At 56.1% G+C, this 15,628-nt stretch carries 24 protein-coding genes; 20 read left to right on the top strand and 4 right to left on the bottom strand.

Features of this window, described 5'->3' with window-relative positions:
• The first annotated feature begins 167 nt into the window (after nt 1-167).
• Both H035_RS0113805 and H035_RS0113800 read left to right on the top strand, forming a co-directional pair.
• Nucleotides 168-380, top strand: a complete 213-nt coding sequence (locus tag H035_RS0113805) for a type II toxin-antitoxin system RelE/ParE family toxin (RefSeq protein WP_022949554.1) — start codon at nt 168-170, stop codon at nt 378-380.
• Between the two features lie 9 nt (nt 381-389).
• The gene (locus H035_RS0113800) at nt 390-683 is read left to right on the top strand and encodes a HigA family addiction module antitoxin (RefSeq protein ID WP_022949553.1); all 294 of its coding nucleotides are present in this window, start codon (nt 390-392) and stop codon (nt 681-683) included.
• A gap of 51 nt (nt 684-734) precedes the next feature.
• Here H035_RS0113800 and H035_RS0113795 read toward each other — a convergent pair whose 3' ends face one another.
• The 3 genes from H035_RS0113795 to H035_RS0113785 are packed head-to-tail and all read right to left on the bottom strand — an operon-like array spanning nt 735 to nt 2,402.
• On the bottom strand, nt 735-1,283 hold the full coding sequence (locus tag H035_RS0113795) for a hypothetical protein (protein WP_022949552.1): 549 nt from the start codon (nt 1,281-1,283) through the stop codon (nt 735-737).
• On the bottom strand, nt 1,280-1,678 hold the full coding sequence (locus tag H035_RS0113790) for a hypothetical protein (protein ID WP_022949551.1): 399 nt from the start codon (nt 1,676-1,678) through the stop codon (nt 1,280-1,282). The genes H035_RS0113795 and H035_RS0113790 overlap by 4 nt, the downstream gene beginning before the upstream one ends.
• Before the next feature lies 1 nt (nt 1,679).
• Entirely contained in the window at nt 1,680-2,402 is a 723-nt protein-coding gene (locus tag H035_RS0113785; protein WP_022949550.1) for an XRE family transcriptional regulator, read from the bottom strand.
• Between the two features lie 72 nt (nt 2,403-2,474).
• On the opposite strand from H035_RS0113785, the gene H035_RS22775 reads away from it, so the two are divergent.
• From H035_RS22775 to H035_RS0113730, 12 genes are all read left to right on the top strand, one after another.
• Entirely contained in the window at nt 2,475-2,669 is a 195-nt protein-coding gene (locus tag H035_RS22775) for a Cro/CI family transcriptional regulator (RefSeq protein WP_022949549.1), read from the top strand.
• Nucleotides 2,666-3,181, top strand: a complete 516-nt coding sequence (locus H035_RS22035) for a hypothetical protein (RefSeq protein ID WP_022949548.1) — start codon at nt 2,666-2,668, stop codon at nt 3,179-3,181. Before H035_RS22775 ends, H035_RS22035 begins: the two co-directional genes overlap by 4 nt.
• A complete protein-coding gene (locus H035_RS22030; RefSeq protein WP_022949547.1) occupies nt 3,178-3,327 on the top strand; it encodes a hypothetical protein in 150 nt (49 codons plus the stop codon). Before H035_RS22035 ends, H035_RS22030 begins: the two co-directional genes overlap by 4 nt.
• Nucleotides 3,328-3,553: 226 nt before the next feature.
• Nucleotides 3,554-3,988 carry a phage regulatory CII family protein gene (locus H035_RS0113765; protein ID WP_022949546.1) on the top strand — a complete coding sequence of 145 codons (435 nt, stop codon included), beginning with the start codon at nt 3,554-3,556 and terminating at the stop codon, nt 3,986-3,988.
• Nucleotides 3,989-4,184: 196 nt separating this feature from the next.
• Nucleotides 4,185-6,620, top strand: coding sequence for a DUF5906 domain-containing protein (locus H035_RS0113760; protein WP_022949545.1), 2,436 nt, complete (start codon nt 4,185-4,187; stop codon nt 6,618-6,620).
• Nucleotides 6,610-6,792: a hypothetical protein gene (locus H035_RS21845; RefSeq protein ID WP_152486070.1), complete on the top strand. Its 183-nt coding sequence runs from the start codon at nt 6,610-6,612 to the stop codon at nt 6,790-6,792. Before H035_RS0113760 ends, H035_RS21845 begins: the two co-directional genes overlap by 11 nt.
• A gap of 158 nt (nt 6,793-6,950) precedes the next feature.
• Entirely contained in the window at nt 6,951-7,145 is a 195-nt protein-coding gene (locus tag H035_RS0113755) for a conjugal transfer protein TraR (protein ID WP_200861585.1), read from the top strand.
• Nucleotides 7,142-7,738 carry a hypothetical protein gene (locus H035_RS0113750; protein ID WP_022949543.1) on the top strand — a complete coding sequence of 199 codons (597 nt, stop codon included), beginning with the start codon at nt 7,142-7,144 and terminating at the stop codon, nt 7,736-7,738. The genes H035_RS0113755 and H035_RS0113750 overlap by 4 nt, the downstream gene beginning before the upstream one ends.
• Nucleotides 7,731-8,651 (top strand): BRO-N domain-containing protein, encoded by a 921-nt coding sequence (locus tag H035_RS20955; RefSeq protein ID WP_022949542.1) that lies wholly within the window; start codon nt 7,731-7,733, stop codon nt 8,649-8,651. The genes H035_RS0113750 and H035_RS20955 overlap by 8 nt, the downstream gene beginning before the upstream one ends.
• Nucleotides 8,648-8,800 (top strand): NrdR family transcriptional regulator, encoded by a 153-nt coding sequence (locus H035_RS22770; protein WP_407635340.1) that lies wholly within the window; start codon nt 8,648-8,650, stop codon nt 8,798-8,800. The genes H035_RS20955 and H035_RS22770 overlap by 4 nt, the downstream gene beginning before the upstream one ends.
• A 3-nt stretch (nt 8,801-8,803) precedes the next feature.
• Nucleotides 8,804-8,989, top strand: coding sequence for a hypothetical protein (locus H035_RS21840; protein WP_026596621.1), 186 nt, complete (start codon nt 8,804-8,806; stop codon nt 8,987-8,989).
• The gene (locus H035_RS0113730; RefSeq protein ID WP_022949539.1) at nt 8,986-9,384 is read left to right on the top strand and encodes a hypothetical protein; all 399 of its coding nucleotides are present in this window, start codon (nt 8,986-8,988) and stop codon (nt 9,382-9,384) included. The genes H035_RS21840 and H035_RS0113730 overlap by 4 nt, the downstream gene beginning before the upstream one ends.
• A gap of 14 nt (nt 9,385-9,398) precedes the next feature.
• Here H035_RS0113730 and H035_RS22510 read toward each other — a convergent pair whose 3' ends face one another.
• Nucleotides 9,399-9,890 carry a hypothetical protein gene (locus tag H035_RS22510; protein WP_022949538.1) on the bottom strand — a complete coding sequence of 164 codons (492 nt, stop codon included), beginning with the start codon at nt 9,888-9,890 and terminating at the stop codon, nt 9,399-9,401.
• 61 nt (nt 9,891-9,951) lie between these two features.
• Here H035_RS22510 and H035_RS22025 point away from each other — a divergent pair, with 61 nt between their 5' ends.
• The 6 genes from H035_RS22025 (at nt 9,952) to H035_RS0113695 (ending at nt 15,563) form a co-directional block, all read left to right on the top strand.
• Nucleotides 9,952-10,089, top strand: coding sequence for a hypothetical protein (locus H035_RS22025; protein ID WP_022949537.1), 138 nt, complete (start codon nt 9,952-9,954; stop codon nt 10,087-10,089).
• Entirely contained in the window at nt 10,079-12,034 is a 1,956-nt protein-coding gene (locus H035_RS19845; RefSeq protein WP_022949536.1) for a phage terminase large subunit family protein, read from the top strand. Before H035_RS22025 ends, H035_RS19845 begins: the two co-directional genes overlap by 11 nt.
• Nucleotides 12,035-12,042: 8 nt before the next feature.
• Complete coding sequence (locus H035_RS19840; protein ID WP_022949535.1) at nt 12,043-12,342, top strand: Mor transcription activator family protein; 300 nt, start codon at nt 12,043-12,045, stop codon at nt 12,340-12,342.
• 262 nt (nt 12,343-12,604) lie between these two features.
• On the top strand, nt 12,605-13,303 hold the full coding sequence (locus tag H035_RS20945) for a BRO-N domain-containing protein (protein ID WP_022949534.1): 699 nt from the start codon (nt 12,605-12,607) through the stop codon (nt 13,301-13,303).
• 325 nt (nt 13,304-13,628) lie between these two features.
• Nucleotides 13,629-14,465: a hypothetical protein gene (locus tag H035_RS0113700; protein WP_152486069.1), complete on the top strand. Its 837-nt coding sequence runs from the start codon at nt 13,629-13,631 to the stop codon at nt 14,463-14,465.
• 96 nt (nt 14,466-14,561) lie between these two features.
• Nucleotides 14,562-15,563 (top strand): hypothetical protein, encoded by a 1,002-nt coding sequence (locus H035_RS0113695; protein WP_022949532.1) that lies wholly within the window; start codon nt 14,562-14,564, stop codon nt 15,561-15,563.
• Nucleotides 15,564-15,628 lie beyond the last annotated feature (65 nt).

Below are 15,628 nucleotides of genomic sequence, written 5' to 3'. Positions count from 1 at the left end.
ATGGTTGTTGGTGGATTTCGCCGCCCTTGTGGGTGGCTTGCTTGTAAGTAAAGCAATCTTACTAATAAATGTCAAGGATGCTTTACATAAAGACGGGATTTTTGGTGGGGAGATGATGAGAGCGTGGTGAACTTGAATCTATTAACGTGTGCCGTTAATGTCGGCGCATGATCAAGAGTTTTCGCTGCAAGGAAACCGAGAAGATCGCCGACGGTCGTTATTCGCGGCGGTTAACGGATATTCAGCGACGTGCCAAAATGCGTCTCGATCGCATCGATGCCGCTACCAGTGGGGGCAGAACAGCCAACGATCAGTGGCGGGTATGTTTCGAGTGGCGGGACGGGCACGCCTACAATGTCGAAATCGTGGATTATCACTAGGTGGGTGTTATGAACGAAACACGTATCGAACCGATCCATCCCGGCGAGCATTTGGCGGAGTTTTTGGCTGATTACGATATCAGCCAGTACCGGTTGGCGAAGGATATTTACGTGCCGCCGCGCCGCATTAACGAGATCGTCCAGGGCAAGCGGCGTATCACCGCGGATACCGCCCTGCGTTTTGCGCGTTATTTCGGGACTTCCGCCACCTACTGGATGAACCTTCAAGCCAAATACGATTTGGAGAAAGCCGAGGCCGGGGCGAGGAAGAGTTTGGAAAGTATCCGCCCTGTGGCGGCTTAGACGGATGTCTGTTCGATTTGGCAAAAATAGGGGCCGAAGCCCCCACGATCTCTAGGCGGGCAGGGAAACGGTATGGCTGATTTCTCGGGCGATTGGCTTTTCGATTCGTCCATACCAGCGATCAAGGTTTGTGCGATCGATCAGGCGGATTGCCAAAATGATGGGGGTCGCCAACATGCCTATCGTGAGCAAAATCGGCGATCGCAGTACCATGGCGCCAATGACGTTTTCTATGGCGAGGCGCATTTTTTCGCGAATGGCGTTTCTGGCATCTTCGCTTTTGATGTCGGCCAGCAGGTCATTGATGCCTGATGCTTCATTGCGGTTCATCAGGGCAAGCAGAAGGAATCGTGGCCAGGTCAACAGGTGCGCATGGCGGATCATGGAGTGGAGAAAATCCCGAATTTCCTGGTAAGCCGGATCGTCGAAGCTGATACCGTCATGCTTCGCGGCCATGTCGAATATTTCGTCCCGGATTTCAAACAGTTTCTGACGGGTGATGTCGGTCACCGTGTTTTGCCAAGGCCCATAGATCAACCAAAGAAGCAAGCCGAACAAGATTAGATTTTCGATGATGACGGCGAAGTTTTCTGGTGTCATGGTTTGTCCTCCGGGTTCGTCTCCCCTGTAGGTTGCAGCCCGCTGGATGTTCGGTTTGGATCAATTTGCTTTTCCAGGTTTTTAGGACGCTCGGAAAGGTATTTCGTTTTTCTCAAGCGCAATTTTCTCTCAGTTAACGCCCAAATAATAGACACAAACAGCGCCAAATTGTATCCCCAATTGCTGACCGCCTGTTTGCCTAGGAAGGTGAAGGCAATGTCGGCAATAGTAGCTTTCCCGGCAAGCTCCTTTAAGCTCAGATAGCCGATGTAGGCCAGCCCAAGGAAAAAGCCGTAGCGCAGCAGTAGAACGATTATGTTGTAACCCCGCTCAAGGAGATATAGCTTAAAAGCGCCTTCAGGAAGTTCTTTTGGTGGTTGTGGCTGTTCCTCCATGTTACACCTCACCCCCCGTCCAAATGACCCGGCCGAGGAGTTCTATATATGACATCTGATCGGGCGGAACTTCGATGTCGGGGTAGCCGCGGGTATTGTCCGAGTGGATGATGAGGCCGCCGTCGGGGCGTTTGTAGAGGCGCTTGACGCGGATTTCGTCGCCGTAGCGGATGAGGTAGACCTTGCCGTCGATGATTTCCTTTTGGCTGAGATCCACCAGCATGACGTCTCCATGATGGATGCGGGGTTCCATGCTGTCGCCGTCCGCATAGACGCAAGCCAGGTTTTTGCTGCGCAGGTGCTTGGCCTTGACCCAATCGGTCCGGAAGGCCTGGGGCTGTTCCTTTTCCATGACGTCAAAGGCGATGCTGCCGTTGCCGGCCGAGAAGTGGACTTCGTAGCGGGGGACGAAAACGTATTCTCCCTCTGGCAGATCTTCCGGGCGTTCCCATTCGGTGATGGGAATGTATTTGATGTAGAGTTCCTTTCCTTTTTCGCCGCCTTCTCCGGGCTTCATTAAACCGTGGCCATGAACCAGCCATTCCACTGTGACGCCAAGGGTTTTGGAGACGGCTAACAAGTTCTCCGGCTTTAGGCCTTTTGAATCTCCGCTTTCCCACTGAGATACGGCAGCACGCGACACGCCAACGGCATTGCCAAGCGCTTGTTGGCTGATGCCTTTTGCAGCTCTCGCCTGTTTGATTCGTTCACCGATTGTACTCATGTAAGCAAACTTACAACTTTTTTGCGCAGGTATGCTTGACATTGTCGAGTAAGATTGCTTAACTTTGTGCCCATGAAGAAACATGACGCTATCTCCCTATTCGGAAGCCAGCGAAAGCTGGCAGATGCCTTGGGAATCACCTCACAGGCAGTTTCCCAATGGCCAGATGATTTGCCCCAGAGAATCGCCGATCAGGTGGTCGGCGCTGCAATACGTAACGGTATTTACCGGATATGCGATAGCGATGACCAAGGAGAAGCCGCATGACCACACACCGAGCCCTTTCATACTGTGCCGCGCATTGCCGATGGAATCTCCCTGGCCAGTGCCATAGGGCCTTGCCCGCCGGTTTCTGGCAGATTCCGAACCTGTCGCGTGCCGACCTGAGCAAGGAGTGCGAACGGTACGAAGGATTTCCAGATATTGGGGAACTGGCATTGTCGTTCGGCAGGGTCAATTCGAGGAGGGTTTTTGCAGAGATTCCAAAGATGCGTCTTCCAGATGAAAGGAAAGTTACCGGATCGCTGCCAGAGTCGTATCAAGATGCCGATTGGCGGAATGCCACACCGGTCGATGCTCGGCGCGTCCGCCTGGGGCTGAGCTTCAACATCAAGGATGAAGTTATTCGTTTGGCTTTGCCCCCGGAGAATGCGCGTTCGATGGCCGAGGCGTTGGCGGAATTTTTGGATGCCTATGAGGGGAGAAATTTCCATTCGGATAAATCGTCCGCCATTCCAAGCATGGATGGGTCCACGCCAGAGGAGGGCCAAAAGGTATGACCGCCGATCAGGTCGTCCAACGCATGAACGGGGCTTGTATAAGCGCCCAGGGATTCGTCCTCGAAAATTACGTGATATCGACCGCCGATCGGCCTGATTTGGAAAGTGCCAGCCGCGGTTCGGTATTGCCAATAGCCATTCATTGAAGGTTCCTGCGATGTGGATGAATGGGACGTGTAACCAAAAGTCTAGCATCGTCAGAAACATCCAAGATATGAAGCTCCCATTACGTTCCTCCTCAACCTACCGGCCGTTGCAGGCATTTGGGGCGCCGGGTGGGCCGGCGCCGTTTTTTTCACGCTTGCAGTTTAGAGAGGAAGGCAAAAGGGCGCAGCTTAAAAACACCCTAATTTTCACAGTGAGATGAGCTCCATGGATGCATTGTTCATAGCCCTCCATCAGTCCGCTATCAAAGTCAAAGGCGGAATTTCAGGAATCGCGCGACGACTAGGCAAGCGCGAGCACACGCTTCTTATCAAACTCAATCCCAATGACGACCTGCACCAGCCGACAGTCGGCGAGTTCGTGTCGATCATGATGGACACGGGGGATCTGTCCCCCCTGGAGACGCTGTGCGAAATGTTCGGCGGGCAGTTCTCCACCCGTCCCCAGGAATCCAAACAGGATTTGCCCATGGCCGTGCTGCATTCGTCGGTCGAGTATGGCGACGTCTGCCGCGCGGTCGAGGAGGCATTGGCCGACGGTCGCCTCGATGAGACGGAAGCGGCCCGGCTGCGCAAGGAAGTCTCCGAAGCTCGCCGCGCGCTGCTGGTCCTCGAGAACACCGTCAAGGAACAGGCGGGTTAGCCATGCATCGACCTGCTTTTTCCCCCGCGAGACCGCCCGCCGCATCCCTTTCCCCCTTGGTGGATGCAAGCGCGCCGCCCCTGCGCACTATCCACGACGACGAAAAGAACACCGGCCCACGGGTCCTCCCCACGAACCCGCACAAGGGTGCAGAGAAGTGCGGGATTTGGGTAGATAGCAGGGTTGGAAATCAATAATGGTTGAGAATTACGACAGCGTTTTGGGGCAGTTGCGGGCGGCGGGGTTGCTCGTCGAGCGCCTGGATACGTCCGGGCGGTTTGTGCGCTGCCGGGTTGATGGGGAGGATCGAGAGGAGCGGGGCTGGTATATCCTGCACGTGATCCCGGGCGAGTCCGGACCGCTGATCGTCGGGTCGTTTGGGATCTGGCGGGGGAACGATCACAACCCGCAGAAGATCCAGATCGAACGCTCGGAGCTTTCGGAGGAACAGCGCAAGGCGCTGGCGGAGCGGATCCGGGCGGACCGGAAGAAGGCGGAGGCGGCGCGCCGGCGCGAGGCGGAATGGGCGGCGCTGCGGGCCCAGAAGATTTGGGCCAAGTGCCTGCCCACCGATCAAAGCGGGACGCAAGACTACCTTACCCGCAAGGGCATCCAGGGCCACGGGCTGCGATACACGCCGAGCGGCGCCCTGGTGATCCCGATGATGGACGTGGCCGGGCGGATCCACGGCCTCCAGTTCATCCTCAGCCGCAAGGCCCACGCCAAGCGGATCGACAAGACGGACCGGGACAAGGAATACTGGCCCAAGGGCCTCCAGAAGCAAGGCCGCTTCTTCCAGGTCGGCGGGATGCCGGTCGGGGTGGGGGTGATCGCCGAAGGCTACGCCACCGCAGCGTCGATTCACGAAGCCACGGGGCTTCCGGTATTCGTGGCTTTCGACGCCAACAACCTCCAGCCGGTCGCCCTGGCGCTGTCCAAGCGCTACAAAACGGTCAAGTGGCTGATCGCCGCGGACGACGACGATTTCCAGAAATGCCGCGAATGCAAGCTGCCGGTCGCGGTATCCGACGGCGACGACTGCCCCCACTGCGGCGAACCGCACGGCAAGAAGAACGCCGGCGTCGATGCCGCCTACGCCGCCGCCCTGGCGATCGACGGGGCGGTGGCCATCCCCAAGTTCGAGGACGACGAAGCCCGCTGGGAGAGGTTCGAATCGCGCGGAAAGAAAACCACCGACTTCAACGACCTCCACCTCGCCGAAGGCCTCCAGGCCGTCCGCCGGCAAATCGAGACCGTCATCGAAGGCCGAAAGTGGCGCGGGCGCATCGGCGGGCAGACGCGCAGCGGGGGCGAACCGCCCGGGGGGGCGGGGCATCTCGTCCCCCTCCAATCCCTGGACGAACTCCTCGACCGCTTCTCCATGGTCTACGGCCACGGCGGCACCGCCTTCGACCACACCGAACACATGCTCGTCTCCCTATCCGACGTCCGCGATCTCTGCATCCGCCGCGAACTCTACCGGGCCTGGATGGAACACCCCGACCGCAAGGTGGTCCGCGTGGACGAAGTCGGCTTCGACCCGGCCGGACGCGACGACCAGATCCAATGCAACCTCTGGGCCGGCTGGCCGACGCAGCCCAAGGCGGGCAACTGCGAACTCCTCCTGGATCTCCTCGGCTACATGTGCGGCCGGGAAGGGCAGCGCAGCCAGGCACTCCTCGATTGGGTCCTCAAATGGCTCGCCTATCCCATCCAAAACCCCGGCGCCAAGATGAAAACCGCCCTCGTCATCCACGGGCCCCAGGGCACCGGCAAAAACCTCTTCTTCGAATGCATCATGCAGATCTACGGCCGCTACGGGCGGATCATCGACCAATCGGCCGTGGAAGACAAATTCAACGACTGGGCCTCGAAAAAGCTTTTCCTGATCGCCGACGAAGTAATCGCCCGCTCCGAACTGTTCCACATCAAGAACAAGCTCAAGGGATTGATTACCGGCGAGTGGATCCGCATTAACCCCAAGAACATCGGCGCCTACGAAGAGCACAACCACGTCAACATGGTCTTCCTCTCCAACGAACGCATGCCCGTCGTCCTCGAGGAAGACGACCGAAGGCACTGCGTCATCTGGACGCCGGAAAAGCTCGGCCGGGAATTCTACGAAGAAGTGGCCGCCGAAATCCGAGACGGCGGCGTCCAGGCGCTCCACCACCATCTGCTCAATCTCGACCTGGCGGGCTTCAACGAACACTCCAGGCCGCCGGACACCGAAGCCAAGCAGGAGTTGATCCAGCTCTCCATGGACACCTGCACCGAGTTCTACCACGACATCGAGGAGGGCGAATTCGGCGAGCTGCACAAATGGCCGCTATTGTCCGACGACCTCTTCGATCTTTATAAATCCTGGTGCTCGCTCCGGGGCCACCGATCGCCCGCCAGCCAAAGGCGGCTCATCGACATCCTGGTGCGCAAGCACGGCGCTCGGAAGCTTCGAAAGCAGATCATGACCATGCAGGGCCGCAGCAATCCGCGGCGGTTCGTCGTCTTCAGGGGCGTGGAGGAAAAGCCACCCGACGAAACGGAAGCCAGGTGGTACGGCAAATGCGTGGAGAGTACCCAATCCATGATTTCGGACTGGCAGGAATCGAGGAGATTCAAGCGTGTGGTTTGACGTTCAAACAAAAGTTGCCGGAATTCCCGGCAACGTTGCCGGAATTGTTGCCGGAATTAAAACGGAAAAAAATGAGCATAAACAAGGTGATACTAGAAAGTTGCCGGAATTGCCGGGTCCTACGTGCGCGGGCGCGCGTGAGAAGAAAAAATCCTCCCTAATAAACACTTAAAAATAAAACTCTCCCGCGCGTAAAACCCGGCAATTCCGGCAATTCCGGCAACGTGATTGATTTATAACGATTTTTACTGAAAAAAACCCGGCAACTATTCCGGCAACCCTTATTTAAACCCGACAACTTTTTAAAAAAAGGAAATAGTAATGGCAGACATGGCGGATAATACAAGCAACTGGAAAACAAAGGAGCGGGATGCAAGCGTCCAGGCCGCCCGGAAGGCCGCCGCCGAGATCCCGCCCGGCGAACCCGGCGAATGCGAAACCTGCGGCGAATGGTCCGGCCGCCTGGTCAACGCCATGTGCGCCCCCTGCCGGGACCGTTACGGAGACCGCCGGAGCCGCCGATGAGCGACGAAAAGCTCACCCTCACCGAATTCGCCCGCCGGATCGGCGTCCGGCAAAGCTACGCCTCCCAGCTCAAGAAAAAGGGCCGGCTGGTGATGGAAGGGCGCAAGGTCCTCTATCGGGCCTCCCTCGAGCGGATGGAAGCCACCCGCGACCCGTCCAAGATCACCCCCAAGCCGCCCAGCGGCACGCCGGCGCCGGAAGTCCAGGCCATCCGTGACGCCGCCACCCCCCCGGCAGACGAGGCCTCCAGCGCGGACGACGAGGACCTGGGCGCCGCCTCCCCCAACTACCAATCCGCCCGGGCCAAGCGCGAACACTTCAACGCCGAAATGGCCCGGCTGGAATACGAAAAGGCCGTCGGCCAGCTGGTGGAAATCGACCGGGTGCGAGAAGTCATCCTCAACGCCACCACCACCCTCCGCACCAAGCTCGAGCAAATGGCCGAAAGCATCGCCGGCCGGGTCCAGGCCACCCGCGACGAAGCCGAGGGCAGGGCGGTGGTGATTGAAGAAGTCGAACACGCCCTGGGGGATTTGTCTCGGGCGTTTGAACAACTATCGAATGACGAAGCAAGAGGTAATCATCATGAATAACCTAATGCCCTTTAATTTCGATAACCAGGAAATCCGAGTCGTAATGATCGACGGTGAGCCGTGGTTTGTGGCTCGAGATGTAGCCGAAGCTTTAGGTTATGCCAATCCGGCAGAGGCTGTGCGGGATCATATTGATGAAGACGACGTAGTGAAACGCTATCTCCCAGAAAAATCAAATAATTATCTGCTTATCAATGAATCCGGCGTATATGCTTTGATTTTCGGTTCAAAGCTTGAAGCCGCCAAACCCTTCAAACGATGGGTCACTTCCGAACTTTTGCCTACAATCCGCAAAACCGGCCGCTACGCCATGCCAGCCGCTGAACCCATGGGACCGCAAATCCCTTCCCACGAGGCGGACAAACTCGTGGCCGCCGACCGCATCTTCCGGGCGATGATGCGCTCGGCGCGTGCGGCGGGCATGTCGATGCCGGTGGCGCTGAAGCGGGCCAACATCGAATCGGTCCGCCAGACCGGCATCGACATGCTGGAAAAAACCGGCTGCGTCATGGCCGACGATGAAAGTGAAAAGGATTGGAGCGAGCACGGCAGCGCCATCCTATTCGCCCGGGGATTAGCCCAAGGGGAATTTTCGCCATTGCACGAATACCCGATGAAATCCTTGGATCTGTTCGATTTTTACCGGGATTGGTGCAAAGCGTTCGGACATTGGGCGGAGTCTCACCGGGCCTTGATAAAGGCCATGATCGATTTTGCGCTGGCCCGAAAGGTGCGCCCCCGAATCATCGACCTGGGAACCGGAGAGCCGGGAAACCCACATGCGATTTATGTGCTCCCCGGCGTGGACGTGCCAAATGCAAAAGTTTCCCACTGGTACAGCCACTGGTCATCACAAGCGCGATCCGAGATGGATGAAATCCGCAATCAGTGGGCTAGCGAGGTACGGCCATGATCGCATGCCCGAAATGCGGCGCCGGCTCCTCCCGGGTGGTTAAAACCAAGCCCAACCCCGAAGGCCAGTGGAGAAGAAGGGTCTGCAAAAAATGCGGGGGGAAATTCTCGACCACGGAAACCGTCAAGACCAAGCCGGGAAGCGCCTGATCGATGACCCGCACCACCACCCTCCGCACCAAGCTCGAGCAAATGGCCGAAAGCATCGCCGGCCGGGTCCAGGCCACCCGCAACGAAGCGGAGGGCAGGGCGGTGGTGATTGAAGAAGTCGAACACGCCTTGGGAGACCTCTCCCGGGCATTTGAAAAACTAGCCCACGCTGATGGAGCAAAGAGATGAACAACGGTCACATCATAGAAATGATCCGCGATATCAATCGTTTAAAAATAGAAAATGCGGCTCTGAAAATAGAGATAAGCAAAATCGATTTAAAGATCGGCAAAACGGCGCGCAATCTGCACAAAATCAAGCCTGAAAAATTCGTGCGCTACCTGAAATCCGTGGAAACAAACATACACGAACTGCATCACAGGCTAGCCGCCATGATAGAACGCGTCACAGTAGCGACCGAGCTCGACTACTACTGCCGCCAAAAGAAAGACCCCAACGCAGAATTAATACGCGAAATCGTCATCCGCACCTTCGATAAACCAGACCAATGGTGGCTCGATCGAAGAACCTACTCGCTTGGCCGTTGGTACGACTTTTTTCTGCAGCAAGGCCATGAAGCGTAGGGAAACGCCCGGATTCATGCCTTCACATACTTCTTGGCGAGAAAAACGATGAGATGCTCGAGTTCATTTTTCCTCTCAAATAGCTGGTCCATAACCTTCTTATGCTCGGCCGATACAAATGCCTGTGCACCTGCGGAGGCACCTACAGAATCCTTAAATCTTGATATTATCGATGCATAATATGCCTGTTGACCAAGAATATACGCATTCGCCGCATCCGACAGATCGGGAAAATACAACAGACAAAGAGACAGAACTTTCCTTGGATCAGGCGATTGACTGCATGAGGAGATTTCATGCAGAGTTTTGCATCCATTCACAATGGGTACCCATCCCAGAGAAGCGGAAAAATAAAACATCATTTCCTCATACTTTTGACGTAGGAGGACTTTCTTTTGATGTTTTTTATCCCACGCCGAAATCGCAAATGCCGTTATTTGAGACACTACGGCGCCAAATACTGCGGCTGAGGCTGCGATTATCGCAATTAGTATTTCCTGATTCATTAACGCTCCTTAACGTCGGTGAGCACAACAAGGCGATCGATAGCACTCCTGGAGAGCTTCCATGACCATCACCATCAAAAGAGATTTCCCAGGCCGAATTCAAACCTTCCTCAAGCTGCTCGACGCGGCTTTCACCATGCTGGTCTTCGGCGAAGTGGTATTGGTATTCCAGGGATCAAAGTCCTCGGATGAAGTATAGCAACCGGCTTTCCGCGACCCGCTCCACCACCCCCCTCTACACCGCCTTCGCCCGCGGCATCGCCCCCCGGCGCAAGGTCACCGTCTCCGAATGGGCGGACGGCAACCGCGTCCTCTCCAGCAAGGAGAGCGCGGAGCCGGGGCGGTGGCGGACGGACCGCAACCCCGTCCTGCGCGAGCCCATGGACTGCTTCTCCGCCCGCTCGCCGGTGCGCGAAGTAGTCCTCATGTGGCCGATCCAGATCGGCAAGACCGCCGCCGCCCAGAACGTCCTCGGCTACTCCATGACCGAGCGCCCCGGCCCCGTCATGGTCGCCCTCCCGGCGGAAACCTCCATGAACAAATGGATCGCCCAAAAGCTCAACCCCATGCTCGAGGAAACCCCCGCCCTGCGCGAAGTCCTCACCAGCACCGCCAGCCGCGACGGCGCCAACCGGCGCGAATTCAAGGAATTCGCCGGCGGCCAGCTCTACCTCGAACACGCCGGCAGCCCCGCCCGGCTCAAATCCACCAGCGTCAAGCTCCTCCTCGTCGACGAACTGGACGAATTCGCCGACAACCTCAAGGGCGGCGACGACCCCCAGGCCCTCCTCGACGGGCGCACCTCCGCCTTCTCCTCGGTGGCCAAGAAACTCTACATCTCCACCCCCACCATCCGGGGCCGCTCGCGCATCGAGGAACTTTTTGAGGACAGCGACCGCCGCCGCTACCACGTCCCCTGTCCCCACTGCGGCCACCAGCAGCCCCTCGAATGGAAAGGCCTCAAATGGCTCACCGGCGACAACCAGGCAATCCTCAGCATCGCCTACGTCTGCCGCGACTGCGGCGCGCTCATCGACGAAAGCGACAAGCCCAAGCTCCTCGCCCGAGGCCGCTGGGTCCCCGACAACCCCGGCCACCCCCGCCGCGGCTACACCCTCAACGCCCTCTACTACCCCCTCGGCCTCGGCCCGCGCTGGCAGGAACTCGCCCAAACCTGGCTCAAGGTCCAGCACGACCCGGCCCGGCTCAAAACCTTCGTCAACGACCGCCTCGCCGAAACCTGGGAAGACGAAGTCACCCGCCTGCTGCGCCACAACGCCGTCGCCGAACGCGCCCAGCCGTACCCGCTGCGCACCGCCCCCGAGGGCGTCCTGGCGGTCACCGCCGGGGTCGACACCCAGGACAACCGGCTGGAAGTCCAGATCATCGGCTGGGGCCGCAAAATGCGCGCCTGGACCCTCGACTACGCCGTCCTCCCCGGCGACCCGGCCGAGGACGACGTCTGGATCGCGCTCACCGACCTCCTCAACCGCCCCCTCCAGCACGAAAGCGGGGCGCTCCTCCCCGTCCTCGCCACCGCCATCGATATGGGCGGCCACCGCACCGAAGCGGTCAAGGCCTACGTCCGCGACCGCCGCATCGCCCGCCCCATGGCCATCAAGGGCGCCAGCGCCAACACCGCCCCCGTGCTCGGCAAGCCCGCGATGGCCGACGTGGACTGGCGGGGCCGCTACGACAAGCGCGGCGTGCGGATCTACCAAGTCGGCACCGTGGCCGCCAAGCATTGGCTCTACGCCCGGCTTTCGCGCGACACCGAGCGCCCCCCCGAGGACCGCCTCTGCCACTTCTCCAGCCAGCTCGAACCGACATTCTTCGCCGGCCTCACGGCCGAGACCTACAACCCGGCCAAAAACCGCTTCGAGCTCAAGCGGAACGTTCGGAACGAGCCGCTCGATACCTGGGTCTACAGCTTCGCCGCCGCCCACCACCCCGAACTGCGCCTCCACCGGGCCACCCACGCCGACTGGGACCGTTACCAAAGGCTCATCCAGGCGCAGCAAACCAAAACCCGAACCGAGGGAAGGACCCCCGCCCAAACCAAGCCGGCAAATCGAACCAAAAGACCGGTGCCCCGTCCTGCAACGTCTCCGGTAGGCAAATCCGATTGGGCCAACAAACTGTAGGAGACGACATGACCACCGAAAACACCCAAGCCGACGCCGCCGTGGAACTCAGAAACATCCTCACCCAGGCCGTGTGCCAAGCCTTCGACCTGAGCGAGACGGCGGCGCTGTCGCTGGCGGAAAGGATCGCCGACAACGTCTTCACCCTCGCCGGTGGGAGCGAACTCTACATCCCCAAGCTCGACCGTCGCCACCGCCAGGCCGCCATCCTGGCCGAATTCAACGGGCGGAACGTGGACGAACTTTCCCGGCGGTACGGGATCTCAAAAAGGCAGATTTATCGGATCGTGAATTCGGCAATCGGATGATCCGCTTGCCAAACCCTATGCGCCTGAACTATGCTGAAAATGCACCGGCAAAATCCGGTGCCCGAGTCTGGCAACTCGGAAGCCCTAGGCGCACACGCGCCGTTCGAGCGCGTTTTTTGTGCCCGCAGTTTATGGCGGGCCGTGCGGGTTCTCCTTCGGGGGAGCCGGTCCTAGGCCCGGTCTTGCCAGGCCCGTGCGGTTCGCCTCCCTGTTTTGGCAAGGCAGCGAGGTGATTCCTAACTTCAAGCCTAGGAGAATCGTTATGAATGCACGCCTTCCTTCCTTCCTCAACTTCGAGGGCACCGACCTCACCATCATTGATCGAGAAGGGAAACCCTGGCTTTCCGCTGCCGATCTAGCCAAGGCGCTCGGATATTCCGATACCAGGAGATTGTCTGTCCTGTTTTATCGACACAAAGATGAATTTACCGATGATATGACGCAAGTCATTGATTCATCTGGGGCGCCCAAACTGAGTACCGCAGAAAACAATGACTTAGGCAAAACGGGCATCCGCATCTTCTCCCCCCGTGGCTGCCATCTCATTGCTATGCTTTCCCGTACCAACCGAGCCAAGACGTTCCGCCAGTGGGTGCTCAACGTACTGGAAAACCTCCAACAACCACAATCACTCCCACCCATGGAAACCATCGGCCCCAAAACAAAAATCGCCATCGAGGAGCGAGCCCAATCGCTCACCCTCCGACAATTCAACAACCTCAAACACCGCCTCAAGGAAACCGCCAAACGGTACATCGAAGAAAAGGACCTGGACGACGACCAAGCCGCCAAACTCATCCGCCGCCTGGAAATGCCGGACAGCCAATGGCTCATGATCGAACGCCACCGGCTCTGGCAACTGACCCACGAACTGGGCGAAATCGCCAAAAGCGCGCAATACGCGATGGAGAAGGTTCAGGAGTTGGAGGAGGAAACCGGGGTTAGGCTTTGGTCGCGGTAGATATGATTGAGGGCTGCGCGCAGAGATGCGTTTCGACGGTAAAGTATGAGGTCTAACAGCACCTGGCGGCAGCTACTGCTATGCTGAAAAGGTAGCAGGTGAAGGGATAAGCAAGTTCACCATACCCCCCGGATGGAATGGAATGAACCCCGGGGGGCTTGTGCTTCACGGTCTTCTACCCAAGTTGACAGGCTAAAGCGGGGTAATGTAGAAAATGAATTCTGGAAAATCTAGGTGTTAATAGTTGCATAGACAGAATCTGTCTATTGCCCTAATTGGAGATTTCTGTCTATTGAACTGTTAGCCATCTTATAGAGAATCAGGCATGTCTGAAAAATCGCCATTATTTATAAGTTCCATGGAACTGCTTGGACACGCGGTCGAGCTTCTGGAACTTGATGATGACAAGAAAAATAAATTTATCGTCCTGCATATAAGCAATGCTGTAGAGCTATTGTTGAAAGACATGGTTATTGATATTGGTCAATCTATTTATGAAAGCAATAACAAAAATACGATTGTCATTTGGAAGGCGTTTTCTATCCTTGAGTCCCACGGCATAAAAATCAAGCAAAGGTCCAATATTGAAATGCTGATAGATGATAGAAATGTAATTCAGCATAAATTTGGATACCCGAGTCGTGAATCAGTGCTGTATTACATTGATTTTGTAATAGATTTATTTCGTACGTGCATGCACGATCATTATTCGATTGAGTTTGATGAAATTGCCGAAGAGTACTTTACAGAAAACGGAATGCAGTTAATAGGGCTAGGTGATGAAGATGTATTTTCAAAAGTTGATGCCATTGCAAAATATGACATGCTTTCGGCAATTTCCACTGCATACTCATTACTTGAAGCAAAATCCCATGAACTGTTAGGGCATGATGAATTATCAAAGCCTGTGATGATTTGGCATGACAAAAGATTTTATTCGCTACTCAAACTTATCGACTCGTCAGTAATGGAAAACAAGCGGCCTAGAGAATATTTTGATTCAATACGCCAGCTAAGGAATATATCTGTTCATCGCCAACACCATAATCCAGAAGAGCACGATAGAGAGTTGGATGCTGGGCTAAAGAAAATAAAAGACTTATACAATGCCATAAGTGAGATACCTGAGGAAGAAATCGCTAAGGTGATAAAAAATGGCTAACAATCGGCTCCACAGGATTCACTCGCTGCGCTCGCTCTCCTGTGAGCTGATCCGTTAGGTTTTTCGGGTGGCTCAAATACGATCTGGCAGGCATCTATGAAGCACTGGACAGAGCCAAATGGAATACTTCTAATTCAGATCCCTATCGACTGGCAGTATCTAAATCCGGGCCTTAGTGAGTATGAGGAAGAGTCGCCATATGGGTTCCAACTTTATGAGGATCCCATCGGCTGCTTTCAGCTGAGTTGTTACCCGTTAAGCGAACTTGCTCCTAGCATCGCGGAGGCCAATCCAAATGGAGTCAAGAAGCTAAGTTGGAAGGAGTCTAGGCTAGATGACTCCGAGTTTTGCACCCACCTTTTCTTCGGCGCTTATCACGATCAAGCTCTGATAGGAAAATATATCTATGATGCCGCTCTTGAGGGCGATGAGAGAATTGCGGATCAGCTCAAGATCGTAAATCAAACGCTCAATTCGGTTGTTATCGTCCCGCCGAGTGATCGCAAGTTGGCCGCTGACCTCGATAAGTTTGATCGTTTTACTGGTTCGCTCGCGGCATCTCATGACCTTCTAAACTCCGCAATTGACTCAGAGTCATTCGTTGAGATCATTGCAATTGCAGCAAATCAGATAGATGCCTATCTAAGGCTGAGCTTGGTAATTGCAAAGCAGCTCAGTGAACAAACCAATGACATCGAAACCCGATATCTCTTCCAGGAGGATAGTGAGAGAGGAATTATGGAGCGGAAGGTCTTCGATGATGCGCTCAAGTTCGATGTGATAGATAAAGAAACATTTGATGACTTGAGCGCGCTCTACGGCTTGAGAAACCGAGTCATTCACCGATACATCATTTCAAATATTAGAACGCGTGACCTAGTCGAGATTTCTGGCAGGTATTTGAATGCGTTAGAGAAAACACGCCTAATCCTCCGTGGGTTTGAGCAGAAGCAGGCAGGCCAGCCTTTTGGCGTGTATGGCAAGAAGTTTGGTAAAACGTCGGTTACAGAGGACTCCGTAAGACGGCTTCATGCGAGTGCAAATGACAAGCATCTTATTGAAAAATTTAAGAGAAACGTTGGTGCCGGAAAAACCTAACAACAGAATATTCGGGGTCAAATATTCGGGGTCAGAGTAGGAATGAATATTCTCTGACCCCGAAT

The sequence above is a fragment of the Methylohalobius crimeensis 10Ki genome, assembly GCF_000421465.1.
GTDB classification, from domain to species: Bacteria; Pseudomonadota; Gammaproteobacteria; order Methylococcales; family Methylothermaceae; genus Methylohalobius; species Methylohalobius crimeensis.
The sequence above is the reverse complement of the archived record's forward strand: the minus strand, read 5'-3'. Positions and strand labels throughout refer to the sequence as shown.

Bases quoted from the DNA above. Each gene is read 5' to 3' on its own strand.
- H035_RS0113800 (WP_022949553.1), top strand. From the start codon at position 390: ATGAACGAAACACGTATCGAACCGATCCATCCCGGCGAGCATTTGGCG.
- H035_RS22035 (WP_022949548.1), top strand. From the start codon at position 2,666: ATGACCACACACCGAGCCCTTTCATACTGTGCCGCGCATTGCCGATGG.
- H035_RS0113785 (WP_022949550.1), bottom strand. From the start codon at position 2,402: ATGAGTACAATCGGTGAACGAATCAAACAGGCGAGAGCTGCAAAAGGC.
- H035_RS0113750 (WP_022949543.1), top strand. From the start codon at position 7,142: ATGAGCGACGAAAAGCTCACCCTCACCGAATTCGCCCGCCGGATCGGC.
- H035_RS21840 (WP_026596621.1), top strand. From the start codon at position 8,804: ATGACCCGCACCACCACCCTCCGCACCAAGCTCGAGCAAATGGCCGAA.
- H035_RS0113790 (WP_022949551.1), bottom strand. From the start codon at position 1,678: ATGGAGGAACAGCCACAACCACCAAAAGAACTTCCTGAAGGCGCTTTT.
- H035_RS22770 (WP_407635340.1), top strand. From the start codon at position 8,648: ATGATCGCATGCCCGAAATGCGGCGCCGGCTCCTCCCGGGTGGTTAAA.
- H035_RS0113805 (WP_022949554.1), top strand. From the start codon at position 168: ATGATCAAGAGTTTTCGCTGCAAGGAAACCGAGAAGATCGCCGACGGT.
- H035_RS0113755 (WP_200861585.1), top strand. From the start codon at position 6,951: ATGGCGGATAATACAAGCAACTGGAAAACAAAGGAGCGGGATGCAAGC.
- H035_RS0113760 (WP_022949545.1), top strand. From the start codon at position 4,185: ATGGTTGAGAATTACGACAGCGTTTTGGGGCAGTTGCGGGCGGCGGGG.
- H035_RS0113765 (WP_022949546.1), top strand. From the start codon at position 3,554: ATGGATGCATTGTTCATAGCCCTCCATCAGTCCGCTATCAAAGTCAAA.
- H035_RS22510 (WP_022949538.1), bottom strand. From the start codon at position 9,890: ATGAATCAGGAAATACTAATTGCGATAATCGCAGCCTCAGCCGCAGTA.
- H035_RS22030 (WP_022949547.1), top strand. From the start codon at position 3,178: ATGACCGCCGATCAGGTCGTCCAACGCATGAACGGGGCTTGTATAAGC.
- H035_RS22775 (WP_022949549.1), top strand. From the start codon at position 2,475: ATGAAGAAACATGACGCTATCTCCCTATTCGGAAGCCAGCGAAAGCTG.
- H035_RS20955 (WP_022949542.1), top strand. From the start codon at position 7,731: ATGAATAACCTAATGCCCTTTAATTTCGATAACCAGGAAATCCGAGTC.
- H035_RS22025 (WP_022949537.1), top strand. From the start codon at position 9,952: ATGACCATCACCATCAAAAGAGATTTCCCAGGCCGAATTCAAACCTTC.
- H035_RS0113730 (WP_022949539.1), top strand. From the start codon at position 8,986: ATGAACAACGGTCACATCATAGAAATGATCCGCGATATCAATCGTTTA.
- H035_RS0113695 (WP_022949532.1), top strand. From the start codon at position 14,562: ATGAAGCACTGGACAGAGCCAAATGGAATACTTCTAATTCAGATCCCT.
- H035_RS0113795 (WP_022949552.1), bottom strand. From the start codon at position 1,283: ATGACACCAGAAAACTTCGCCGTCATCATCGAAAATCTAATCTTGTTC.
- H035_RS20945 (WP_022949534.1), top strand. From the start codon at position 12,605: ATGAATGCACGCCTTCCTTCCTTCCTCAACTTCGAGGGCACCGACCTC.
- H035_RS19845 (WP_022949536.1), top strand. From the start codon at position 10,079: ATGAAGTATAGCAACCGGCTTTCCGCGACCCGCTCCACCACCCCCCTC.
- H035_RS19840 (WP_022949535.1), top strand. From the start codon at position 12,043: ATGACCACCGAAAACACCCAAGCCGACGCCGCCGTGGAACTCAGAAAC.
- H035_RS0113700 (WP_152486069.1), top strand. From the start codon at position 13,629: ATGTCTGAAAAATCGCCATTATTTATAAGTTCCATGGAACTGCTTGGA.